Here is a 21,078-nt window from a genome sequence, read left to right as displayed (position 1 = left end):
GGGCACAAAGGCCGCCGCCAGTGAAATACATTTGAACCCGATAAGATACCTGTTAATTCTGACAGTACCGACGAACGGCACCCATAAAAAAACGGCGCATCAAGCGCCGTTTTTATCGTTCAGCATTTATCGATGGCCGCCGCGGCCTCCCCCGTGGTCACCACCACGCCCGCGTCCACCGTTATGCCAACGGTCACCCCATCCCTGGTTCGGATAAGGTCGGTACCCGGCGCGCGGCCCGTAATAGCGCGGAGCCGGTTGGTAATAACGAGGGGCCGGGTAGTAACGCGGAGCCGGCGTGTAATAGCGCGGGGCCGGGTAGTAATCCCGCCGGTACTGATACGCCGGCCCGCCGCCGTAGTAATACACAGGCGACGGCTCGGTGTAGACCTCGGAACGATAGTACGTGGTGGTGCCCTCGTAATAGGGCACGCAGCCGGAAAGAGTCAGGCCGAGCAATGCAGCAAGCAGCAGTCGTCGATACATGGCGGCCTCCTGGACCGCGGAAGAGCACCTCCAGCGACGCTGGAGAGCGGCATTCAGCCTTCACTGAATGACGAAATATCTGACATCAAAAACTGAATCTGGTGCGTTTTGGTAATGGCTTGATACATCTTCATCGAACGCCCTGCTGGCTTGAATATTGCGTAACCGCTGGTCGACTTGATCATTGAACAACGGAACATTTTTGGACGAATTGAAACTTTCAATAATTCGATAATGTCACTATGCCATCGCACAACAGCACGGAGGCTCTAAAGCGAGCACCCTACTCTTATATCCACGGATTTCCGCCATGAAGATTTCAACCAAACTGCTGCTCTCTTTTGTACTGTGCGCGTTCATTACCCTGGGCGTTGGTGCACTGGGCATCAAAGGCGTCATCCGTCTGGCTTCGGCTCTCGATTTAACGTTTTCCAACAATCTGGTCTCGGTCAGTAACACTGCGGCGACCCTCAATGGCCTGGTGGCTCACAACCGTGGCTTGTACCGGTTGCTTGACGCCAACAATGGCGACGTTTCGCGAGAAGACCGTGAACGGGTGCGTCAGGACGTCGCCAACCAGCTCAAGGCCGGCCTGAGCGCTTACGCCACTTATCGCACCACGCCGCTTGAAGATGACGAACGCGCTGCAGGGGACAAGTTTGATCAATTGCTGCCCGGCTACATCAGCAGTTCCGAACGCATCGTTGCATTGCTTGATGCTGGCCAGACCGAACAGGCGCGTGCGCAACTCAACAGCACCAACAACGAAATGTTCAGGCAGGCTCGCGAACTGATCCGCGTCATGATCGACTCCAACAGCCGCCAGATCAAAGAAGGCTCAGTCGCCGCCGATGACCTGCGCAGCAGCGCCATGAACTGGATGATCGGCGGTATCGTGCTGGCCTTTATCATCGCCATCACGGTCGGCCTGCTGATCACACGCCTGATCACTCGGCCCATCGCTCAGGCCGTGGAAAGCGCCCAGCGGATCGCCAAGGGCGACCTGACTCACGCGATCCTCACCGATCGCACCGATGAAGCCGGGCAACTGCTGATGGCGATTGCAGATATGCAGAGTGGTTTGAAAAGCACATTGCTGGAAATAGCCAATGCTTCGGATCAACTGGCGTCCGCTGCTGAAGAGCTGAGCGCGGTGACCGACGAGAGCACGCGCAGCCTCACCCGCCAGAACGACGAAATCCAGCAAGCCGCCACCGCCGTCAACCAGATGACCGCAGCCGTCGACGAAGTGGCCAGCAACGCCGTGTCCACCTCGGAGGCTTCGAGCCAGGCCACCACAGAAGCCGAAGAAGGCCAGCAACAGGTGGAACAGGCTGTTTCCGGCATGAGCTCAATGGTGGTGGAAATCAACGACTCGACGCAGTCGGTCGCCGACCTCGCCAATCAGGTTCGCGAAATCGGCAAGGTGATCGATGTGATTCGCGGCATCGCCGACCAAACCAACCTGCTGGCGCTCAACGCGGCCATCGAAGCAGCGCGCGCGGGCGAGCAAGGCCGTGGTTTTGCGGTGGTCGCCGACGAGGTGCGCGCATTGGCCCATCGCACCCAGACCTCCACCGTCGACATTGAAAAAATGATCGGCGAAGTACAGGCCGGCGCCGACGATGCCGTTGCCGCCATGAACAAGAGCCTCACCTGGGCCAATAATACCCAGACCCTGGCGCAGAACGCCGGGCACGCGTTGCAGCGAATTACCAGTAGCGTGGCGAAGATCAACGAACGCAACCTGGTGATCGCCTCCGCGTCCGAAGAGCAGGCTCAGGTGGCCCGCGAAGTCGACCGCAACCTGCTGAACATCCAGGACCTGTCGACCCAGACAGCCGCCGGCGCCAACCAGACCAACGCCTCCAGCCAGGACCTGTCGCGCCTGGCGACCTCGTTCAATCTGCTGGTGAGCAAGTTCAAGCTGTAAGTAGCCTGGCATGGGTAGGCGCTGTATCGTGCAAGGCAACCTTGCTCGATAGCGCCAGCCCCATGACCACGCCCTCCCTCTGCCCCGCCTGCGGCGCCCCCAATGATTGCACCCTGGCCGACCCGCGCACCGCAGGCATGGCCTGCTGGTGCTTCAGCGTCAGCATCGACCCGGCGCTGCTCCAGGCTCTTCCCGATGAATTACGCAACAAGGCCTGCCTGTGCCCGCGTTGCGCCCAAGTGGACGAACAATTGCGCAATCCAGATGCGCGTTGATCGCTTGCTCAGCAACCTGCCACGTTTTAATCGCAAGCAGGTACGCATGTTATTGGTGGAACGGCGGGTGAGCGTCGATGGGGTGGCGGTCAGCGATCCGCATCACGACGTGCGCGAATTCAACCGGGTGTGCGTGGACGATGAGGTGGTGCAAGCCGGTAAACCGGCGCGCTATTTCATGCTGCACAAACCCCGAGGCTGCGTGAGCGCCACGACGGACCCGCAACACCCCACGGTCCTCGACCTGCTGGATGAACCGGACAAGCACGAGCTGCATATCGCCGGTCGCCTGGACTTCAACACCACCGGCCTGCTGCTGCTCACCAACGACGGCCAGTGGTCGCGGCGCCTGACGCAACCGACGACCAAGCTGCCCAAGGTCTACCTGGTGGAAACCGAGCAGGCCATCGGCGAGGAGTGCGCGATGACGTTCAAGGCGGGTCTGTACTTTGCCTTCGAAGACCTCACCACCCAACCGGCCGAGCTGGAGTTGCTGGGGCCGAGAACCGCGCGACTGAGCATCATCGAAGGTCGTTATCACCAGGTAAAACGCATGTTCGGGCACTTCGACAACAAGGTGCTGACCTTGCACCGCGAGCGCATGGGACCGCTTGAGCTGGATAGCGCGCTGGCGCCCGGCGAGTATCGTGCGTTGTACCCGCAAGAGATTCAGCAAGTCTGAGGCCGTGTCAGCATTGCCTGCCTGTCATAAAGCAGGTGCAGAGTGGTTTACGCGCTCTACCCGCTTGCCAGGAGTCTTACGACATGACGCCAGAAATCGCTGTGTTGGATATGCAGGGTCAGTACCGGGTTTACACGGAGTTCTACCGCGCGGACGCGGCTGAAAAGACCATCGTCCTGGTCAACGGCTCAATGGCCACCACGGCCTCCTTCGCCCAGACCGTAAAAAGCCTGTATCCGCAATTCAATGTGGTTTTGTACGACCAGCCCTACGCCGGTCGCTCCAGAATCCACAACCGCCATGAGCACATGCTGACGAAGGAAGTCGAAGGCCAGCTCCTGCTGGAACTCATCGACCACTTCGCCGCCGAACATGTGCTGTCCTTCTCCTGGGGCGGCACGGCCGCGCTGGTGGCCTTGTCACAACGGCCCCGGCGCGTGGAAAAGGCGGTGATCAGCTCGTTCTCTCCGGTGATCAACGCGCCCATGCGTGACTATCTTGAACGCGGCGCCGATTACCTCGGCAACCGCGACCGCCACCGCGTCGGCCATCTGGTCAACAGCACCCTCGGCAAACACCTGCCGTCGCTGTTCAAACGCTTCAATTACAAGCACGTCAGCAGCCTGGCCGAGCACGAATACGGACAAATGCATTTTCACATCAGCCGGATGCTGGACGGTGATCGACAGTGTTATCTCAAGGCGGCCAACGCCATCGACATACCGGTGCTGTTCATCAATGGCGAATGGGACGAATACACCTGCCCCCAGGATGCCCGGTTGTTCGGACAGCACGTGGCGCACAGCAGCTTCAGCACGATTCAGGCAACCGGGCATTTCCTCGACATGGAGCACAAGGCGGCATGCCGGGACAGCCAGGAGGCGGTGGTGGGATTCTTGAAAGGGGAGCGGCCATTGAGCCGGTTGCGGTGTCAGCAGGGACTGACCCAACAGGCATTCGCAATCTGAAATGCATTGCTCTGCGAGCGACAGTGGGCCCACACATTTTTGAAGAAAAACTTCAAATCGCGGCGAACATCTGGTACAAAGTCAGCCGCTTTGAGCGGGTATAGTTTAGTGGCAAAACGAAAGCTTCCCAAGCTTTAGTTGAGGGTTCGATTCCCTCTACCCGCTCCACTCTTTTTGAGTCCGACGTCGCAGACGTTTTGACGGAAGACGCATGAAAAAACCGGTCCGAATGGCCGGTTTTTTTATGGCTGCGATTTGAGTCAAGCGTCAGACCGCCCTTCAATACCTGTACAAATCAATAATTCTGTACAACTATCAACCCGTGAGCGCCGGTAATACGCCGTGCGCGGTCAAGGAGCCGAGCCATGCCGCGCTTTCTGGTTTCACTGTTGCTGCTATTGAGCCTGGGGGGATGCACCCATGTCGGCGTCGAGCACTATGCCAATCAGCAACCGCAATTGGATCTGCAGCGTTTCTTCAGCAAGCCCGTCAAGGCCTGGGGGATATTCGAGAAACGCTCGGGCGAGGTGGCCAAGCGTTTCGAGGTAAAGATCACCAGCAGGCGCGAGGGCAATGCGCTGATTCTTGACGAACGCTTCCTGTACAGCGATGGCACGCGCCAGCAGCGGGTTTGGACGCTCACACCCGATGGCCCTGGCCGCTGGCGTGGACGTGCCGGTGATGTGGTGGGCGAGGCGATCGGCGAAGTGGCCGGCAATGCGCTGCGCTGGCGCTACCGGCTCAACCTGCCGGTGGATGGCTCGGTGTACGAAGTCAGTTTTGACGACTGGATGTACCTGATGGATGAAGACACTCTGATCAACCGCTCGAGCATGTCCAAGTTCGGCGTTGAATGGGGCCAGGTCACGTTGTTCTTTCGTCGCCAATAAACCTGAACGCGAGGGTGAATCATGAACGTGCAAATGCTGACCGAGCTGGCCGAGAAAGGCGCAATACGGGAGCTGGAACTGCTGTCGCTGGAGGGCGGCTTCTACATTGCTCGTGTGACACTCGATGACGGTGAACTGACCTTGCTGGACGATCAGGGCAAAACCCTGCGCCTGCGCTCCACTACCCATTTGCGCGATCTGTTGCAGCGCGTTCCGCCATTCCCCTGTGTGCTGGTGCAGCAGTGCGTGCATGACGAAATGTGCGGCACGCGCACCGGCTCTATCGGTGCCTTGCGCATTCCGTTTTCGCTCGCGGCGACGCACTAAACGCTTCGCCTGCGTCGCAAAACCTCGCAATACCTCTCTCCAGCGTCGTTCCCAGGCGCTCATACACTGCAGTGACCACTCACCGAAATACCGCTCATCAACTTCCGGTAGGTAGAGTGTTGATATTTTATTTTCTGTGGTTATAGTCACCACCAACACACACCACAAGGAGGTGTTGTGGACAGTCGATATTTGATAGGTCATATCGTTGCGGATGGCTGGTACCTGGTGCGCATCAGAGGCAGTCATCACCACTACAAGCACCCGACCAAGCCGGGACTGGTGACGATTCCTCATCCAAAAAAGGACCTGTTGGACAAGACCGCCAAGAGCATTTTGAAACAGGCTCTGCTGAGTTGAACGCCTGTGGAGGACAAAAACATGCTGTACCCCATCGCAATTTCAACCGGTGACAAAGACCACGCCTGGGGCGTGGAAGTCCCGGATATTCCTGGCTGCTATTCGGCCGGCGACGACCTGGACGAGGCCATGGCCATGGCCCGCGAAGCCATCGAAGGGCACTTCGAAATCCTTGCCGAAGACGGCTCGCCGATTCCCGGCGCGCAAAAAGTCACCGTGCATGCCGCCAACCCTCAATACGCCGGCTGTACCTGGGCAGTGGTGGACATCGATGTCACCCGCTATTTGGGCAAGGCGCAAAAACTCAACATCACCTTGCCTGGCTACCTGCTCAATCGCATTGATGACTATGTGCTGCACCACCCGGAAGAAAAAGCCGTTCAGGCTTTCTGGCATCGGCAGCACTCAAGGTACTGCAGAAGGACCGTTGACCCAGGAGCGCGCTGATGCCCCACGAATACACCCTCATGCCCTCCCCTGTCGGCCGGCTCACTCTGGTGGCGCGCGCCGGCAAACTCGCGGCCATCCTGTGGGAAACGGAGCGCGCCAACCGTGTACGCCTGGATAATCTGATCGAAGCCTGCGATAACCCGGTGCTGCTGGAAACCCAGCGCCAGTTGCGCGAATATTTCGCCGGAACGCGCAGCCACTTCGAGCTGGAGCTGGATTTTACCGGCACTGTTTTCCAGAAGCAGGTCTGGCAAGCGCTGCTGACCATTCCCTTCGGCGAAACCCGCAGCTACAGCCAGATTGCCCGGCAGATCGGCAACCCTACTGCCGTTCGCGCAGTGGGCGCTGCCAACGGTCGCAATCCCATCTCGATCATTGCTCCGTGCCATCGCGTCATTGGCGCATCGGGCACCTTGACCGGGTTTGCCGGAGGGCTCGAGGCAAAGCAGTATCTGTTGACGCTCGAAAACCGCTGCCAGACCAACATGGGCTTCTGACTACGCCTGCACCAACGGGCCCCGCACAAAGGTCTGATAATCGAATAATCGCTCGAAACCCAAGGCTCGATAGAGCGATGTGGCCGCTGAAGTCGCCTCCAGAAAACAGAACCGTCCGCCCAGGCGCCAGGCATGAAGCAGGGCTGTCTGGATCAATCGAGTGCCATAGCCTTTACCGCGAAAACCCGCAACGGTGCCAAAATCGTTAATGCGCGCCGCCCCGTCACACATCGACAACGTCAACGAAGAAGCTACCTGGCCGTCGGCAGACAACACGAAGTGGTACAGCGCTTCACCCGCCTCAAGGGCCCGTTCGTGCCGCTGTTGATAATGCGTGACCTCTACGGGGGTCGACGAGAACGCACTGACAAGCGGGACGGCCCATTGCGCGAGGTTGCGGGTCAGACTGATCTGCACCGCGCCGTTGCATTGCGCTGGCGTAAACGGTAGCAATTGAAGGGTCATTGCGGTGGTCATTTCTGCAGCACGAAAGCCAAGGCCCGTGAGCAGCTCGCGTAACGTCTCAACCTTTTGCTCATGCATGACCAGGCGTATCGGCAGCGTGGCACGGCGGATCAAAGCCAGCGCAGCGGCCAGGTCAGCGCTCGACGGTGCGCAGCCCAACCGAACGATGAGCAGGTTCTGCGGGCCGTCGCTCTCATCGATGAAATAGGTGCTGACACACGAGCCATAGCGGCGATACGGCAAGCAGGTTGCGGAATAAAAATGCTCGTCGGTTTTTTGATAGAGCGCGTTCAGCTCGCAGGCGCTGTCATTGGGCATGGGCAATATCCAGGCAAAAGCCCAGTCTTGGATGTAACGCAGCGACGTGCTGTAGGCCAGCTCCTAAAAGAGGATCAAAAAAGCATCGCCTGGCTTGGGAGGCTAATTGTAAAAAGAAATTTCACAGGCCCGCCACGGTCGATATGTTCATCACCCACTTCAAAGGAAAAAGGTCATGAAATTCGCCGCCATCTCGCAATCCCTGTCCCGCTGGGCAGGCAGTGCCCGGACGTTCTACGCAGCCGTCGCATTGATTTGCCTTTGGAGCCTGAGCGGGCCGTACTTTCACTACAACGACACCTGGCAACTGATCATCAATACCTCGACTACCATCATCACGTTTCTGATGGTGTTCCTGATCCAGAACACGCAAAACCGTGACAATGACATCCTGCACATCAAGATCGATGAGCTGCTGCGCGTCTCCAAGGATGCGCAGAATGCGGTGCTGAGCCTGGATGGCCTGGACCGCAAGGAGCTGGAAAAACTACGCCAGGAATACCGCAGCATCGGCAAAACGGGCACCGTCAGCTTGAACAGCAGTTGCGGCATGGCTGCAGACGATGCCGCACAGGTCAGGACCGACCTGAACCAGGCATGAAAAAACGGCGGTTGGATCTGCTCCAACCGCCGTTTTTCATTTCAAGCCAGCGTCTCAACCGTCGCCTTGATGACCTTTGCCATAAGTCGAGGCCAACGCACGAGCTTTTTGCAGACGCTCCTCCAGCTTGGGCAATGTCTCATCCACCAGAGCCTTTATCTCCGGCACGCTGGAAGCCGCGCCCTCGCGCTTGAACAGAGCGATTGCGTCTTCGTTTTCCTTGACCTGCTGCGCCGTGTAGGCGGCGTCGAACGAGTCGCCGTCCTTGAGTTCGGGCATCAGGGTTTCGGCCTTGTCGACAATCTTTTCGCGCGGCGCCACGGGCAGGTCGAGCTTCTTGGCGATGGCTGCCAGATGCTGGTTGGCCAGCGTTCGCTCGTTGATCACCTCGATGGTGTAGTCCTTGATTTCCTGGGACGAGGTTTTGGAATGGGCCATGCGACTGGTTTCGATATCGGCCATGCCTTTGGCCGAAGCCTGCTCGATGAATTCAGCAGGCGACTGGGCGAAGGCATTGCTGGCGCCGAGGCCCAGCAGCATCGCGAAACTGGCGGTGCGTAACCGGATAGCCATGCGGCTCATGATGGGTTCCTCCAGGGCAAAAATAGGTGCGAGGACAAACACCTCGCCCTGAATTCGAATTTTCAGGGCAGCAAAGGTTTAGAAAAAACTTGTCAGTGCGACGAACGGTCACCTTCGCGTCAGGCAGGTTTGCTGCCAAACAGGCCCGGCAACGCATGGGCCAGAGCATTGATAGCAAAACCGATGAACATCACACCGCACAGCCGGGTGATCAGGATTTCGTGGCGTTGATACACCGTGCGCACACGCTGGGCGCCGACCACGCCGATCAGAATCGCGTAGGCCAGCAGGCCGCCTGTAAAGCTCAGGAAAATCAGCGACGGCAGCATCGCCCAGGTCAGCAATTCGGCGCGGCTGGAGAGTAATGCCGTGAACGTCGCGACTGCCACCGGGTACGCCTTGGGATTGGTCAGGCCAAACAGAATACCGTGCCAGAAAGGATGCCGCGCCGCGCCCTGGGGCGCATCACTGTTGCGCCGCTGGGTGCGAATCGCGCGCCAGCCGAGCCAGAACAGATACAACCCGCTGAGCATGCCAAGCACATCGAATGCCGTGCTGCCGACCTCGCGCGCGCCCACAATCGCAATCAGCGCGGTGCTGCACCACACAACATCCCCCAGCAAATGCCCGCACAAAAAACCCGCCCCGGCACGACGACCACGGGAGGCACCGATGCCAAACACCGCCAGCACGCCCGGACCGGGCGTAATGCCATAGATGAATCCTGAAGCAAGAACAGCGAGCAGCAAGGATGGGGTCATGGGCGTGACTCTGACGGATGGTTGAGGTGGAGGGATTCTGCACGTTCCGGCGTTATGGGTAAAACTTCATGCCTGCGTAAGGTTTGTCACGACAGGCTCGTAGCCGCGAAGCCAGATCGCCGACGTGAACCTCGAGTTTGTGCCCGTCAGGGTCGAGAAAATAGTAGGAAGCGCCCTCACTGCGGTTATCCCGCCACTCTTGCACACCCGCGCCCCTGAGGCGTTCAACCAGTGCATCAAAATCACGAGCATGCGTGCTGAATGCGTAGTGGGTGTAATCAACCACCGGCACAGGGTCGCGCAGCGGGTCGAGGGACAGACAGAGCCACAACCCAGGCAGCGAGAGGTAAGCGCCGTTGTCCCAGGTCGCATCGAGCTGCAAGCGCAACAGCTCGTGGTAGAAGTGCAGGCTGCGTTGCAGGTCGACGACGGCCAGCGTGAGGTGATTGAGTCCCGAAAGCATGCTGTTGTTTCCTGTTATAAACGGCCATCGCACAATACACCCCGCACCTGCCCACTCAACCACTGCAACCCCGCATCCCCACCCCGCCGCGCATGCCACGCCAACTCAAAAGCAAACGTGGGGATATGAAACGGCGGCGGCACGGCCAGCAATTGCTCCTGATCAATGGCCAGGACTCCCCGTGATGACACCGTGAGGATCAGATCCGTGCCCTGAATCAACCGCGGCGCCACGCCCCAGTGGGGCAGGCTGATCGCCACATGCCGCCGCTCCCGAATCGCTTTCAAGGCGCGTTCGATTTCAGGAGTGCCGCTGCCGCGCATCTCCAGCAGTACATGGGGCCGCGACAGGTAGGTCGGCAAGTCCAGCACGCCGCTGTCCGGCAGGCTGTCGCGGTCCACCAGGCAGGTGTAGTGCTCTTCGAACAGCGGTGTAGTCCGCAGTTCGGCCGGCGTGTCCGGGAAGACGCCGGCGGCCAGGTCCAGATCGCCATTGAGCACACCGTCGACCATGCCTTCACGGCTGGCCTGGACGACCTGCAAGTCGATGCCCGGCGCCTCCCGACGCAACGTGCGCACCAGCTGTGGCAAAAAAATTGCCGCGCCGTAGTCCGACATTGCCACACGGAACCGACGCTTGGCGGTCGCCGGATCAAACCGGTTCGGCGCCAGCAATGCCTGCACGTGGGCCAGGGCTTCGGCCAACGGGGCGGCCAGCTCCAGCGCGCGGGCAGTCGCAACCAATGCACCGCCCTGCCGCACCAGCAACGGGTCGCCGAGCAGGTCACGCAGGCGTGCCAGTGCATGGCTCACCGCCGGCTGGCTCAGGTGCAGGCGCTCGGCGGCACGGGTGACGTGTTGCTCACTGAGCAAGGCGTCGAGAATGACCAACAGGTTGAGGTCGATGCGTCGCAGATCATTCATCAGATGCATGCCAGCCATACGCAATTGGAATTTAAATTTGCGCGACGAATACCCTAGAGTCCAGCAAAACCTTTGGGAGATTCGACATGACGACGTTGCAGTGGGCCGGGTTATTGCTGTTGGCCGTAATAGCCGGGGCGGTGGTGCCGTTTCAAAGTGCGATCAACGCCAGCCTCGGGCGCGGCCTCGGCCATCCGCTCTGGGCCACGCTGGCGTCATTGCTGGTAAGCATCATTGTGCTGCTGCCGGTGATTCTTGCCCTGCGCCTGCCATTGCCAAGCCTGGCGTTTATCACCCACGCCCCGCTGTGGATGTGGGCCGGTGGCGCGTTCGGCGTGTGCTTTATTTCGCTGGCGCTGATGCTGCTGCCCAAACTCGGTGCCTCGGGGTTTATCGCCCTGGCCATGGCCGGGCAGATTCTCGCATCGCTGCTGCTCGACCACTTCGGCCTGTTCGGCCTCGCCGAACGCCAACTGACCGCGCCCAGGGTAGTGGGCGCGCTGTTGTTGATGGGCGGTGTGGTACTGATCCAGCTCAGCAGCACACCGGCACGGGCGCTGGCTGGCTGATCAGCGCCGCTCAGCCGGCAAACCATAGCTCTCGCCCTGCTCCACCAGAGGCTGGAGTGCGCCAATGCGCTGGAGGCTATAAATCCAGCATACCAACGGCAAGACCTGATACATCTTGCCCTGTCGCTGGGTTTAGAGCTTACGACCAACGGCGACCACTTCCTCAAAATGCGCGCCTCAATGAGGTCTCCCCATCATTTCGAAGGGAGCCGCCGCTTATGTAATTAAGTTAAACAACATCAAGCCAAAGACTTCAATTGGCCATCAAAAATGTAGGACCCTGCTCACATCAAAATTTCCAGCCAGTGCATTACGCATAGGAAACATCTGACTTACGCTATCTAGGTTTCCCCGCTATCGTTTTCTCTCCACTACCAAGGACGAGAAAAATGGAAAACACACAAAACCCTCACTTGTACTCCAATTATAGAAAAGTTATTAGCATTTCCGAAAAAGACTGGCACTCAGCTAAATCTGGACAAATTTGCGAACTTAACGCAAGCGTCAAAAAAAACAACTACCTGAGTGATCAATACGGTCGTGAACTCCACCACTTCTGCACCACTTCCTACTTAGGGCTGGATTACAACCAAGAAACATTGGAGGGCGCCATACTCGGAATAAGGGAGGCAAAAACCCTCCGCATTGCAAATTCAAAAAAATCGATGCAAACTTGAACTACTTGATCGATATGAAACCGAACTCTCTGAACATTTCGATTCGATTTGCCTGGCCCACAACGACTTATGCTTCATTGAGAGTTTATGCAAGAAGCGCAACAAAGTAGCTTATATCGCGGACGGCATCTATAGCATGGGCGGGATTGCAGATATCGAAGGCTTGCTCTATCTTAAAAAGCGTTATGGGCTGTTCATTTATCTGGACGACTCCCACGCTCTTTCGGCATTTGGAGAGAGAGGGAAAGGTTTCATCCGACCCTACTATGAACCATTGGATGATCAAACAATAATAGTAGCTTCGTTGGGCAAAGCGTTTGGCGCGAGCGGAGGACTAATCATGTTTGGCAGCGAAAATCAAAAAACCCTGATGTCCCCATACGGCGGTCCCAGCAACTGGTCGCAAAGTCTTAATTCGGCCGCCATAGGAGCTGGCCTGGCCTCAATCAAAATACATAGTGCACAACAATACAACAACCCCCAACACATACACCTTTAGCAAACCAGCCTAACTTAAACGCTCCTTACCTAAGAATTAATAATTAATCATTTAAGGTGAAGGATGATTTATTTTGAAAAACACCACCACACTCATCCTCGCCTGCAGCGCCGCCTTCCTTGCTCAAGCCGGCATCAGCAGCTACTTGCCGGCAGTCCCGGCCATCGCCCACTTCCTGCCAGCCGCAGAAGAGCTGGTGGCAATGGCCATTGCGGTGTACCTGGTGGGCATGGCACTGCCGATGTTGCTATGGGGCAGCCTGGGCGAGCGATTTGGCAGAAAGCGGGTATTGCTTGCAGCGTTGGCGGTGTACGCGCTGGCGAGTGCGGCAATTACGTTGGCGGTCAATGTCGAATTCTTCCTGGCAATGCGGCTGATTCAGGGCCTTGGCGCGGGTGGCGTTGCGGTCATGGCGCGCGTGCTGGTGCGCGATGCTTTCAGCGGCGCACTGCTGGCCAAGGGGTTGTCATGGTTGGGAATGACTTTTGTGATTGCCTTGGGCCTGGGCCAGTTCGCAGGTTCGCTGTTGCAGGTGGCATTCGGTTGGGAGGCGATCTTTTATACCTTGGCGCTAGGGGCCGGTGTGCTGATGGTGGTGGTGCAGCGCATGATAGTTACGACGCGTATAAAAGCCGCCCCTTCGGTCTCGACATGGCGTGTTTACACACAGATTGTGCGACATCCCCCTTCCTGTACGCGGCACTCGCTGGCGGGCTGGGCTACGGGGTGATCATCGCGTTCAACACATGTGCACCGTTGATCCTGCAAGGGCGCTTTGGCTGGAGCGCGGCGCAATATGGCTGGCTGGGCTGGCCGATCAGCGGCGCGTATCTGGCAGGGGCGCTGCTGGTCAATCGCCTTGTCGCGCGCGTAGGGCGGTTGACCATGATGAGCGTCGGCAGTGCGCTGGTGTTGCTGGGCACGGTGATCATGCTGTTGGGCAGTGTATTTGCCGGCGCACTGGCGGTGCTGCTGTGGATGCCCTATTGCCTGGCATTGGTGGGGCAGTCGATGAGCTATCCCATCAGCTTATCCATGGCCAATGATCAGTCTCCGGTCAGTGGCGCTTACGCCATGGCCTTGAGCGGGTTCATTCATCAATTGATCGCCGCGCTGATCGGCGGCGTGGCGAGCCTGCTGGTGAGTGAGCAGGCATGGCCCTTTACGCTGCTGTGCGTAGTGCTGGCGAGTACTGCCTGCGCCTGTGTGGCTCGCTGCCGGGCGATCTAAAACGCACTGCGAAAAACCTCCTCAATCTGCCGCTGATCCGCCCGACGAGGGTTGGTCAGCCCGCATGCGTCCTTCAGCGCATTGCTGGCCAGCAGTGGAATGTCCTGCAACTTCGCGCCGAGTTCGCGCAGGTCGGCGGGGATCTCCACGTCGTGGGACAGTCTGCGGATCGCGGCAATGGCGGCCTGGGCGCCCTCTTCGGCGGTAATGCCGGAGACATCGGCACCCAACGCGCGCGCCACATCACTCAGGCGTCTGGCGCAGACACTGGCGTTGAAGCTTTGCACGTGGGGCAGCAATACCGCGTTGCATACACCGTGGGGCAAGTCATAAAAGCCGCCCAATTGGTGCGCCATGGCATGCACAAAACCCAGTGACGCATTGTTGAAGGCCATGCCGGCGAGGAACTGCGCATAGGCCATATTCTCCCGTGCGGTTTTGTCGCTGCCGTCGCGCACCGCCAGGCGAAGGTTTGCGCTGATCAGTTCGATGGCTTTGATCGAGCAGGCATCGGTAATCGGCGTGGCAGCGGTGGATACGTAGGCTTCGATGGCATGAGTCAGCGCGTCCATGCCCGTGGCGGCGGTGAGGCCCTTGGGCATGCCGACCATCAGCGCGGGATCGTTGACCGACAGCAATGGCGTAACGTTGCGGTCCACGATGGCCATTTTCACATGGCGGGTTTCGTCGGTGATGATGCAGAATCGGGTCATCTCGCTGGCGGTGCCGGCGGTGGTATTGATGGCCACCAGCGGCAGTTGCGGCTTGCTCGACCGGTCGACGCCTTCGTAATCGCCGATACGCCCGCCATTGGTGGCGCACAACGCGATGCCCTTGGCGCAGTCATGGGGCGAGCCGCCGCCCAGGGACACCACGAAATCACAGGCGCTCTGTTGCAGCAGCACCAGGCCTTTCTCGACGTTGTCCACGTTGGGGTTGGGCCTGGCACCGTCGTAGATCACCGAGTCGATGTCCTGCAGCGCCAGCTTCTCGGCAATCATGCCGGCCACGCCCGCCTTGGCCAGGCCCGCGTCGGTCACGATCAGCGCCTTGCGAAAACCGTAGTTGCGGATGGCGAGCATGGCGTCGTCCAGGCAATCGGTGCCCATGATGTTGACGGCGGGAATGAAGAAGGTGCTGCTCATGGTCAATCCTCGGAGGCGTTAGGCCGACAGGATCAACCCTTGCCGCACGGCGCATGTTGACCAGGATCAATGCCCGCTCGTGATAAAGTCACCGTCCAGCCGATTTTGAGTGGACCCGCCGCAATGAAGGATTTCCAGGATATCGACGCCCACCTTGAAGACTGGAGCACGCTGCGTGCTGCCCTCGACTTCAGTGGGATTCTGATCGGCAACGGCGCCAGCCGCACGATTTGGGAAGACTTTGCCTACGACTCGCTGTTTGAAAACGCGCGCACCGTCGAAGAAAAACCCCTGGGGCCCTCCGAGCTCAGCGTATTCGACGCCCTGCAAACCCGCAGTTTCGAGCAGGCCCTGGGCGCACTGAAAACCACCAGCCGGGTCAACAAGGCACTGGCCGTCAGCTCGGCGGCGCCGCGCAACCGCTACTACGCGATCAAGGAAGCGTTGATCAATACCATCCACGCCGTGCATATTCCGTGGCGCCTAGTGCAGCCATCGACACTGGCGACGATCAACCAGGAACTGCAGCGCTATCCGACGGTGTTCACCAGCAACTACGACTTGCTCAATTACTGGGCGATCCTGCACACGCCGGGCATCGACGACCTGTTCCGCAGCGCCGACGCCCACTTCGACCTGCGCGACACCCGCACCGACGCCACGCGCATTCTGTACCTGCACGGCGGCCTGCACCTGGTGCGCAACCTCGACGGCACCGCGCGCAAACTGGCGTCCACCGACAGCACTCTGCTCAGCAGTTTTGCCATCAACAACACGATCAAGACCCTCGACGATGTGCCGCTGTTCGTCAGCGAAGGCACGGTGCAGGAGAAGCTCAAGAGCATCCGCAGCTCGGATTACCTGTCGTTCTGCTATGAACAATTGCTCAGCCACAAGGGCGCGCTGTGCATCTTCGGGCATGACCTGGGGCCGCAGGATCAACACTTGGTGGATGCGATTCGCCAAGCGGATGTGAGCACCCTGGCGATCGCGGTGTCGGGGCGCAGTGACGGGTTTATCCGTCAGCAGAAAAGGCGCTATTCGCAGTTGTTTGACGGCACGGGCGTGGAAGTGAGGTTCTTTGCCGCACGTACCCATCCACTGGGCAATCCGGCACTGTCCGTCCCGGTTGAGCGCTGATCAAAAGGTGGGAGGTGCGCCACTAGCCATGTGGCGAGCAGGCGTGTCCTGCGTTGGGCTGCGCAGCAGCCCCAAAACCAGGCGCTGAGCAGCGTCAGGTACACCGCGTTTTCCTTAATTGGGGGCGCTTCGCACCCCAACGCGGGGCAAGCCCGCTCGCCACAACGAGGCCGCTCGCCATGGGGGTGTGGTTGCCTGAAATAGCTCATGCGCAGTCGCGCAACGCCTGGAACACTTGAAAGAAGTCCTCGTCGAACCCTCGCCGCGCAGGCGAGAAGCCCTTATGCTGCACCGCTTCGAAGGCCTGAGCCAGGCGCAGATCGCCCTGCTGCATGCAAAAGGCGCCTTCAATCCGACCCCGGCACGGAGCAGCCAGAATGAACCGCCTGAGCGACACCGACGCCCTGGACATCGACGCACGCGACGCCATCGATGCGCAGGCCGCCAGCTGGTTTGCACGCAGCCGCCACCACCTGAGCCGCACCGAGCGCAAAGCCTTTGCCGCCTGGCAGTCGGTGCCTGCGCATGCGCAGGCCTATGCCGAATTCGAACAGCTGTGGGCCGACCTCGCCCAACTTCAACAACTGAACAAGCCCGTGGCGCTGCCTGCACGCAAGCCGTCCCTCTGGCGCCCGGCCCTGGCCGTGGCAGCCGCCGTGCTTTGCGCCGTGCTGGCCACGCACCTGGGCGCGCCCCGCGAGCCGTATCACAGCCAGGTGGCGGTTCACGCCAAGGGCATGCGCACCCTCGCCCTGCCCGATGGCAGCACGCTGTACGTGAACGCCAACACCCACATCCGCGTTGACTTCACCGCGCATCAACGCATTCTTCGCCTGGACCAGGGCCAGCTGTACATCGACGTCGCCGCTGACAAGGAACGCCCCCTGTTCGTACAGGCCGGCACCGCGACTGTGCGGGCAGTAGGCACCGGTTTCGATGTGCGCCGCAGCCAGCAGCAATTGGTGGTCAGCGTCGCCCATGGCCAGGTGGCGTTCGAGCCGGATGCAAACAAACCCGTCGCCCTGCTCGGCGCCCGGCAACGCGCGATTTACCGCTACGCCCAAGGCACGCTGCAGCAGCAATCCCTCACCACCGAAGAGGTGGCCGACTGGCGCAGCGGCCACTTGTCGTTTCGCAATCTGGAACTGGCCAGCCTGATCGACGAGTTGAGCCTGTACCGCCCTCAGGCGCCGCTGCAGGTCAACAAGGCAGTTGCGGCGCTCAAGGTGTCGGGCAACCTGGATGTGAACGATCCCGACGCCCTGCTCAATGCCCTGCCCGCGCTGCTGCCGGTGAAAACCGTAGCATCGGCGGACGGCATCCTGCGGATCGAACCGAGCCCATAAACCCACGCTTCAGCTCAAAAACCATCCGCACGCAGCAGGGTTTCCAGACAGTGTTCAGTGATGTGATAGAACGCCTTCAGTTCCTGAATTTTCACCAGCAACTGCGCGTTGTCCAACGGCTGCGCGCGTTTCACCGCAAGGATCATCTTGTTCTTGTTGGTGTGTTCCAGCGAAATGAACTCGAACACCTTGGTCTCATAGCCACAAGCCTCGAGGAACAGCGCACGCAGGCTGTCCGTGACCATTTCCGCCTGTTGGCCCAGGTGCAGACCATATTGCAGCATCGGCTTGAGCAGCGCCGGGCTCTGGATCTGCAGGCGAATCTGTTTGTGGCAGCACGGCGAGCACATGATGATCGACGCGCCGGAGCGGATGCCGGTGTGGATCGCGTAGTCGGTGGCGATGTCGCAGGCATGCAGGGCGATCATCACGTCCAGTTCGCTCGGCGCCACGCTGCGCACGTCCCCGCATTTGAACACCAGCCCGGGATGCTCCAGCCGCGCGGCGGCGGCGTTGCACAGGGTCACCATGTCTTCGCGCAGCTCCACGCCGGTGACTTCGCCTTCGGCCTTGAGGGTGTTGCGCAGGTAATCGTGGATCGCGAACGTGAGGTAACCCTTGCCCGAGCCGAAATCGGCGACTCGCACCGGTTGGTCGAGTTTGAGGGGCGACGAGGTCAGCGCATGGCTGAACACTTCGATGAACTTGTTGATCTGCTTCCACTTGCGCGACATCGACGGGATCAGCGCCTGCCTGGCATCGGTCACCCCCAGGTCGGCAAGGAACGGCCGGCTCAGATCGAGAAAGCGATGCTTCTCGCGGTTATGCTCGGCCGACGGCGCCTCACGCAGTTGCTGCGGCTTGCTTTTGAACAGTGAGCTTTTGTTTTTCTTGCTGTATTCCAGTTGCACTTCGTCGGTCAGCGACAACAGGTGCGCGTTCTTGAACGAGGCCGGCAGCAGCTCGGCAATCGCCGCCACGCCGTCCGCCAGCGGCAGGTTACGGGTAATATCGCGGGTCTTGTAGCGGTACACGAAGGACAGGCACGCCTGCTCCTTGACCGTTACCGGCTTGATGATCAGCCGTTGCAGCTCGGCTTCTTCACCGACGTACCTGGCCAGCACCAGCTTGATAAAGGCGTTCTGCGCAAGGCTTGCGTTCAGCAGTTCGATGAACTGGGCATGATGATCCGGCGCGGGGCTGGCGGGTGTAGCAGTGACAGACATGAACAAAAACGCCTCGGGCAGGGAATGCCGGGCATTTTAGGGGGGATGGCGGCTGGGGGCACGGAGTTATTTGATCAACGGTTAGTCAGTCAACATAAAGCCAGCTCCCACAGGGCTCATTGTCCTGGATTATTCGAGCACGACCAGTCGATTCGGCAACTCATTACGCGTCTGCGTCACCGGCACATGCACCTTCAACAACTCACCACAGGCCTCGATACAGGCAATAAACCCGGCCAGGGTCTGCCCCTGTTTCACCTGCCGGGTAAAAGCCTTGACGATGGCGTCCCAACTGCTGTCATCCAGGCGTTTGGAGATGCCGTCATCCACCAGGATTTCCACATAGCGCTCCGCCTCGCTGACAAAAATCAGCACCCCGGTGCTGCCCAGCGTGTGGTGCAGGTTCTGTTCCAGGAACTGGCGCCGCGCCAGGTTGGACGCGCGCCAATGGCGCACCGAACGCGGGATCAGGCGGGTGGTGACGCTGGGCAGACGAAACAGCAGGCACAGCACGATGAATGTCGCCCATTGCGCCAGCAGCAAGGTGTACATGGTCATGTAGCCCGACAGGTAATGCACGATGCCCGGCACCACCAACGCGATCAGGCTGGCCCACAACAGCGGGATGTAGGCATAGTCGTCGGCACGCGCCGCCAGCACGGTCACCAGCTCCGCGTCGGTCTGTTGCTCGACCCGCGCAATCGCTTCGGCGACCTGGCGTTGTTCGTGTTCAGTCAGTAATGCCATGGTTGTACATGCCTGTTTTTAGTTGTTGTCATCACCAGCCACCTGAAGCACCGCCGCCGCCAAACCCACCGCCGCCGCCCCGGAAACCACCGCCGCCACCGCCTCCCCCACCGCCGCCGCGACCGCTGCTGCTGAGGATCGCCAGCAAGATAGCGCCCACCGGCAGGCCCATGCGGTTGCACAGCCATAACACGCCGATCAGCAGTACAAACAGGCCGATGGAAAACCCGGGGTTATCCAGCGCAAAATTCGCATCCGCCACATGGGCCGGCACGGCCAACGGCTCACCGCCCACCACCTGGATCATCGCGGCCACACCATCGCTGATGCCCTGGCTGAAATTGCCGGCCTTGAACTTGGGCGCGATCACCTGGTTGATAATCACCCAGGACTGCGCATCGGTCAGCACGCCTTCCAGGCCATAGCCGACTTCGATGCGCAATTTGCGCTCATCGCGGGCGACGATCAACAGCGCGCCGTTGTCCTTACCCTTCTGCCCGATGCCCCAGGCGCGGCCCAATTGATAACCGAAGTCCTCAATGGGCACGCCCTGCAGGTCCGGCACAGTGACCACCACGATCTGCTCGCCCGAGGTTTGTTCCAGCGCCTGCAACTGCCGGGTCAACTGCTCGCGCACCGCCGGGTCGATCATCTGGGCGTTATCCACCACCCGCCCGGTCAGCGCGGGGAAGTTGAGCGCCGCCTGGGCTGCGCCCACGCAGGCCAACAGCCACAGCGCCAACCCTATCCGTAATAAACGCATCGACACCTCAGGAAAGTCTTATTTGAACTTCACTTGCGGCGCTTTATCGGCATCGGCACTGGTGGCTTCAAACGAAGCGCGCACCGGCAGGTCGCTGTACATCACGCTGTGCCACAGACGACCAGGGAAGGTGCGAATTTCGGTGTTGTAGGCCTGCACGGCCTGGATGAAATCGCGACGCGCCACGGCGATACGGTTTTCGGTGCCTTCCAGTTGCGATTGCAGGGCCAGGAAGTTCTGGTTGACCTTGAGGTCCGGGTAGCGCTCGGACACCACCATCAAACGGCTGAGTGCACCGCTGAGGCCGTCCTGGGCCTGCTGGAACTGCTTGAGTTTTTCCGGGTTGTCGAGGGTGCTGGCATCCACCTGGATCGAGGTGGCCTTGGCCCGCGCTTCGATCACGGCAGTGAGGGTGTCCTGTTCATGGGCGGCATAGCCCTTGACCACTTCCACCAGATTGGGGATCAGGTCAGCGCGGCGCTGGTACTGGTTCTGCACCTGGCCCCAGGCGGCCTTGGCCTGCTCGTCCAGGGTGGGAATGGTGTTGATGCCGCAACCGCTCAGCAGCGTGCTGATCAATAACAATGCCGCGGCCTTGAAGCCCCAGCGGTAAGGGTGTGCTGCTTGCATGGTGTTTCTCCTGACGAACCTTGATGGAATGTGACGACTCATCCCACAAGCAACACGCTTGGGGCATAATCCGCCACCACTGGCATGCATCGAGCCAATCAGCTACAAAGATGCCCAGCGCGAAA

Annotated in this window: 23 protein-coding genes, 1 tRNA gene and 4 pseudogenes; 17 read left to right on the top strand and 11 right to left on the bottom strand. The window is 59.7% G+C overall.

Features of this window, described 5'->3' with window-relative positions; all coding sequences use genetic code 11:
* Positions 1-126 precede the first annotated feature (126 nt).
* Positions 127-486: a hypothetical protein gene (locus VRB54_RS06540; protein ID WP_338480019.1), complete on the bottom strand. Its 360-nt coding sequence runs from the start codon at positions 484-486 to the stop codon at positions 127-129.
* A 310-nt stretch (positions 487-796) separates the two neighbouring features.
* On the opposite strand from VRB54_RS06540, the gene VRB54_RS06535 reads away from it, so the two are divergent.
* The 10 genes and pseudogenes from VRB54_RS06535 to VRB54_RS06490 all read left to right on the top strand — a co-directional run bounded on the left by VRB54_RS06535 (position 797) and on the right by VRB54_RS06490 (position 6,868).
* Complete coding sequence (locus VRB54_RS06535; RefSeq protein WP_338480018.1) at positions 797-2,419, top strand: methyl-accepting chemotaxis protein; 1,623 nt, start codon at positions 797-799, stop codon at positions 2,417-2,419.
* A 62-nt stretch (positions 2,420-2,481) separates the two neighbouring features.
* Complete coding sequence (locus VRB54_RS06530; RefSeq protein ID WP_338480017.1) at positions 2,482-2,694, top strand: cysteine-rich CWC family protein; 213 nt, start codon at positions 2,482-2,484, stop codon at positions 2,692-2,694.
* Positions 2,684-3,376: a pseudouridine synthase gene (locus VRB54_RS06525; protein ID WP_338480016.1), complete on the top strand. Its 693-nt coding sequence runs from the start codon at positions 2,684-2,686 to the stop codon at positions 3,374-3,376. Before VRB54_RS06530 ends, VRB54_RS06525 begins: the two co-directional genes overlap by 11 nt.
* Positions 3,377-3,459: 83 nt before the next feature.
* Positions 3,460-4,344 (top strand): alpha/beta hydrolase, encoded by an 885-nt coding sequence (locus VRB54_RS06520; protein WP_338480015.1) that lies wholly within the window; start codon positions 3,460-3,462, stop codon positions 4,342-4,344.
* 94 nt (positions 4,345-4,438) lie between these two features.
* Positions 4,439-4,512: transfer RNA gene (locus tag VRB54_RS06515), tRNA-Gly, on the top strand.
* Positions 4,513-4,709: 197 nt separating this feature from the next.
* Complete coding sequence (locus VRB54_RS06510; protein WP_338480013.1) at positions 4,710-5,234, top strand: DUF3833 domain-containing protein; 525 nt, start codon at positions 4,710-4,712, stop codon at positions 5,232-5,234.
* A gap of 21 nt (positions 5,235-5,255) precedes the next feature.
* Positions 5,256-5,561 carry a DUF6482 family protein gene (locus VRB54_RS06505; protein ID WP_338480012.1) on the top strand — a complete coding sequence of 102 codons (306 nt, stop codon included), beginning with the start codon at positions 5,256-5,258 and terminating at the stop codon, positions 5,559-5,561.
* 177 nt (positions 5,562-5,738) lie between these two features.
* The gene (locus VRB54_RS06500) at positions 5,739-5,921 is read left to right on the top strand and encodes a type II toxin-antitoxin system HicA family toxin (RefSeq protein WP_003233882.1); all 183 of its coding nucleotides are present in this window, start codon (positions 5,739-5,741) and stop codon (positions 5,919-5,921) included.
* A 21-nt stretch (positions 5,922-5,942) separates the two neighbouring features.
* Positions 5,943-6,352 (top strand): annotated as a pseudogene (locus tag VRB54_RS06495) (type II toxin-antitoxin system HicB family antitoxin).
* 15 nt (positions 6,353-6,367) lie between these two features.
* Positions 6,368-6,868, top strand: a complete 501-nt coding sequence (locus VRB54_RS06490) for a methylated-DNA--[protein]-cysteine S-methyltransferase (RefSeq protein WP_338480011.1) — start codon at positions 6,368-6,370, stop codon at positions 6,866-6,868.
* Here the strand turns inward: VRB54_RS06490 and VRB54_RS06485 are convergent, their stop codons facing one another.
* Entirely contained in the window at positions 6,869-7,651 is a 783-nt protein-coding gene (locus VRB54_RS06485; RefSeq protein ID WP_338480009.1) for a GNAT family N-acetyltransferase, read from the bottom strand.
* 175 nt (positions 7,652-7,826) lie between these two features.
* On the opposite strand from VRB54_RS06485, the gene VRB54_RS06480 reads away from it, so the two are divergent.
* Positions 7,827-8,252 (top strand): low affinity iron permease family protein, encoded by a 426-nt coding sequence (locus VRB54_RS06480; protein ID WP_057007886.1) that lies wholly within the window; start codon positions 7,827-7,829, stop codon positions 8,250-8,252.
* Between the two features lie 54 nt (positions 8,253-8,306).
* On the opposite strand, the gene VRB54_RS06475 is transcribed toward VRB54_RS06480, so the two are convergent.
* From VRB54_RS06475 to VRB54_RS06460, 4 genes are all read right to left on the bottom strand, one after another.
* On the bottom strand, positions 8,307-8,834 hold the full coding sequence (locus VRB54_RS06475) for a DUF4142 domain-containing protein (RefSeq protein WP_209989876.1): 528 nt from the start codon (positions 8,832-8,834) through the stop codon (positions 8,307-8,309).
* A 119-nt stretch (positions 8,835-8,953) separates the two neighbouring features.
* On the bottom strand, positions 8,954-9,595 hold the full coding sequence (locus VRB54_RS06470; protein WP_057007884.1) for a LysE family translocator: 642 nt from the start codon (positions 9,593-9,595) through the stop codon (positions 8,954-8,956).
* Positions 9,596-9,647: 52 nt separating this feature from the next.
* Positions 9,648-10,058 carry a fosfomycin resistance glutathione transferase gene (fos, locus tag VRB54_RS06465; protein WP_338480007.1) on the bottom strand — a complete coding sequence of 137 codons (411 nt, stop codon included), beginning with the start codon at positions 10,056-10,058 and terminating at the stop codon, positions 9,648-9,650.
* A gap of 14 nt (positions 10,059-10,072) precedes the next feature.
* Positions 10,073-10,990: a LysR family transcriptional regulator gene (locus VRB54_RS06460; protein ID WP_338480006.1), complete on the bottom strand. Its 918-nt coding sequence runs from the start codon at positions 10,988-10,990 to the stop codon at positions 10,073-10,075.
* A gap of 77 nt (positions 10,991-11,067) precedes the next feature.
* Here VRB54_RS06460 and VRB54_RS06455 point away from each other — a divergent pair, with 77 nt between their 5' ends.
* The 3 genes and pseudogenes from VRB54_RS06455 (at position 11,068) to VRB54_RS06445 (ending at position 13,956) form a co-directional block, all read left to right on the top strand.
* Positions 11,068-11,550 (top strand): DMT family transporter, encoded by a 483-nt coding sequence (locus tag VRB54_RS06455; RefSeq protein WP_338480005.1) that lies wholly within the window; start codon positions 11,068-11,070, stop codon positions 11,548-11,550.
* Positions 11,551-11,939: 389 nt separating this feature from the next.
* A pseudogene (locus tag VRB54_RS06450) lies at positions 11,940-12,699 on the top strand (aminotransferase class I/II-fold pyridoxal phosphate-dependent enzyme); the annotation flags it as partial.
* A gap of 100 nt (positions 12,700-12,799) precedes the next feature.
* Positions 12,800-13,956: pseudogene (locus VRB54_RS06445) on the top strand (MFS transporter).
* Here VRB54_RS06445 and yiaY read toward each other — a convergent pair.
* Positions 13,953-15,101 (bottom strand): L-threonine dehydrogenase, encoded by a 1,149-nt coding sequence (yiaY, locus tag VRB54_RS06440; RefSeq protein WP_338480004.1) that lies wholly within the window; start codon positions 15,099-15,101, stop codon positions 13,953-13,955. The pseudogene VRB54_RS06445 and the gene yiaY sit on opposite strands and share 4 nt — an antisense overlap.
* A 123-nt stretch (positions 15,102-15,224) precedes the next feature.
* On the opposite strand from yiaY, the gene VRB54_RS06435 reads away from it, so the two are divergent.
* The 3 genes and pseudogenes from VRB54_RS06435 to VRB54_RS06425 all read left to right on the top strand — a co-directional run bounded on the left by VRB54_RS06435 (position 15,225) and on the right by VRB54_RS06425 (position 17,587).
* Entirely contained in the window at positions 15,225-16,241 is a 1,017-nt protein-coding gene (locus VRB54_RS06435) for a DUF4917 family protein (RefSeq protein WP_338480002.1), read from the top strand.
* A gap of 220 nt (positions 16,242-16,461) precedes the next feature.
* Positions 16,462-16,622, top strand: a pseudogene (locus tag VRB54_RS06430) (sigma factor-like helix-turn-helix DNA-binding protein); the annotation flags it as partial.
* The gene (locus VRB54_RS06425; protein ID WP_338480001.1) at positions 16,619-17,587 is read left to right on the top strand and encodes a FecR family protein; all 969 of its coding nucleotides are present in this window, start codon (positions 16,619-16,621) and stop codon (positions 17,585-17,587) included. The pseudogene VRB54_RS06430 and the gene VRB54_RS06425, both read left to right, overlap by 4 nt.
* Positions 17,588-17,601: 14 nt before the next feature.
* Here VRB54_RS06425 and VRB54_RS06420 read toward each other — a convergent pair whose 3' ends face one another.
* The 4 genes from VRB54_RS06420 to VRB54_RS06405 all read right to left on the bottom strand — a co-directional run bounded on the left by VRB54_RS06420 (position 17,602) and on the right by VRB54_RS06405 (position 20,953).
* Positions 17,602-18,813, bottom strand: a complete 1,212-nt coding sequence (locus tag VRB54_RS06420; protein ID WP_338480000.1) for an SAM-dependent methyltransferase — start codon at positions 18,811-18,813, stop codon at positions 17,602-17,604.
* Between the two features lie 129 nt (positions 18,814-18,942).
* Positions 18,943-19,560, bottom strand: a complete 618-nt coding sequence (locus VRB54_RS06415; protein ID WP_338479999.1) for a TPM domain-containing protein — start codon at positions 19,558-19,560, stop codon at positions 18,943-18,945.
* 31 nt (positions 19,561-19,591) lie between these two features.
* The gene (locus VRB54_RS06410) at positions 19,592-20,323 is read right to left on the bottom strand and encodes a TPM domain-containing protein (protein ID WP_231422052.1); all 732 of its coding nucleotides are present in this window, start codon (positions 20,321-20,323) and stop codon (positions 19,592-19,594) included.
* An 18-nt stretch (positions 20,324-20,341) separates the two neighbouring features.
* The gene (locus VRB54_RS06405; protein ID WP_338479997.1) at positions 20,342-20,953 is read right to left on the bottom strand and encodes a LemA family protein; all 612 of its coding nucleotides are present in this window, start codon (positions 20,951-20,953) and stop codon (positions 20,342-20,344) included.
* Positions 20,954-21,078 lie beyond the last annotated feature (125 nt).

It is taken from the genome of Pseudomonas trivialis, from assembly GCF_036864995.1.
Lineage (GTDB): Bacteria > Pseudomonadota > Gammaproteobacteria > Pseudomonadales > Pseudomonadaceae > Aquipseudomonas > Aquipseudomonas trivialis.
This window is presented reverse-complemented; position numbering and strand designations above follow the sequence as displayed.

Bases quoted from the DNA above. Each gene is read 5' to 3' on its own strand.
- VRB54_RS06455 (WP_338480005.1), top strand. From the start codon at position 11,068: ATGACGACGTTGCAGTGGGCCGGGTTATTGCTGTTGGCCGTAATAGCC.
- VRB54_RS06505 (WP_338480012.1), top strand. From the start codon at position 5,256: ATGAACGTGCAAATGCTGACCGAGCTGGCCGAGAAAGGCGCAATACGG.
- VRB54_RS06410 (WP_231422052.1), bottom strand. From the start codon at position 20,323: ATGCGTTTATTACGGATAGGGTTGGCGCTGTGGCTGTTGGCCTGCGTG.
- yiaY (WP_338480004.1), bottom strand. From the start codon at position 15,101: ATGAGCAGCACCTTCTTCATTCCCGCCGTCAACATCATGGGCACCGAT.
- VRB54_RS06480 (WP_057007886.1), top strand. From the start codon at position 7,827: ATGAAATTCGCCGCCATCTCGCAATCCCTGTCCCGCTGGGCAGGCAGT.
- VRB54_RS06475 (WP_209989876.1), bottom strand. From the start codon at position 8,834: ATGAGCCGCATGGCTATCCGGTTACGCACCGCCAGTTTCGCGATGCTG.
- VRB54_RS06405 (WP_338479997.1), bottom strand. From the start codon at position 20,953: ATGCAAGCAGCACACCCTTACCGCTGGGGCTTCAAGGCCGCGGCATTG.
- VRB54_RS06460 (WP_338480006.1), bottom strand. From the start codon at position 10,990: ATGCATCTGATGAATGATCTGCGACGCATCGACCTCAACCTGTTGGTC.
- VRB54_RS06510 (WP_338480013.1), top strand. From the start codon at position 4,710: ATGCCGCGCTTTCTGGTTTCACTGTTGCTGCTATTGAGCCTGGGGGGA.
- VRB54_RS06540 (WP_338480019.1), bottom strand. From the start codon at position 486: ATGTATCGACGACTGCTGCTTGCTGCATTGCTCGGCCTGACTCTTTCC.
- VRB54_RS06485 (WP_338480009.1), bottom strand. From the start codon at position 7,651: ATGCCCAATGACAGCGCCTGCGAGCTGAACGCGCTCTATCAAAAAACC.
- VRB54_RS06435 (WP_338480002.1), top strand. From the start codon at position 15,225: ATGAAGGATTTCCAGGATATCGACGCCCACCTTGAAGACTGGAGCACG.
- VRB54_RS06490 (WP_338480011.1), top strand. From the start codon at position 6,368: ATGCCCCACGAATACACCCTCATGCCCTCCCCTGTCGGCCGGCTCACT.
- VRB54_RS06470 (WP_057007884.1), bottom strand. From the start codon at position 9,595: ATGACCCCATCCTTGCTGCTCGCTGTTCTTGCTTCAGGATTCATCTAT.
- VRB54_RS06420 (WP_338480000.1), bottom strand. From the start codon at position 18,813: ATGTCTGTCACTGCTACACCCGCCAGCCCCGCGCCGGATCATCATGCC.
- VRB54_RS06415 (WP_338479999.1), bottom strand. From the start codon at position 19,560: ATGGCATTACTGACTGAACACGAACAACGCCAGGTCGCCGAAGCGATT.
- VRB54_RS06525 (WP_338480016.1), top strand. From the start codon at position 2,684: ATGCGCGTTGATCGCTTGCTCAGCAACCTGCCACGTTTTAATCGCAAG.
- VRB54_RS06535 (WP_338480018.1), top strand. From the start codon at position 797: ATGAAGATTTCAACCAAACTGCTGCTCTCTTTTGTACTGTGCGCGTTC.
- VRB54_RS06520 (WP_338480015.1), top strand. From the start codon at position 3,460: ATGACGCCAGAAATCGCTGTGTTGGATATGCAGGGTCAGTACCGGGTT.
- fos (WP_338480007.1), bottom strand. From the start codon at position 10,058: ATGCTTTCGGGACTCAATCACCTCACGCTGGCCGTCGTCGACCTGCAA.
- VRB54_RS06530 (WP_338480017.1), top strand. From the start codon at position 2,482: ATGACCACGCCCTCCCTCTGCCCCGCCTGCGGCGCCCCCAATGATTGC.
- VRB54_RS06425 (WP_338480001.1), top strand. From the start codon at position 16,619: ATGAACCGCCTGAGCGACACCGACGCCCTGGACATCGACGCACGCGAC.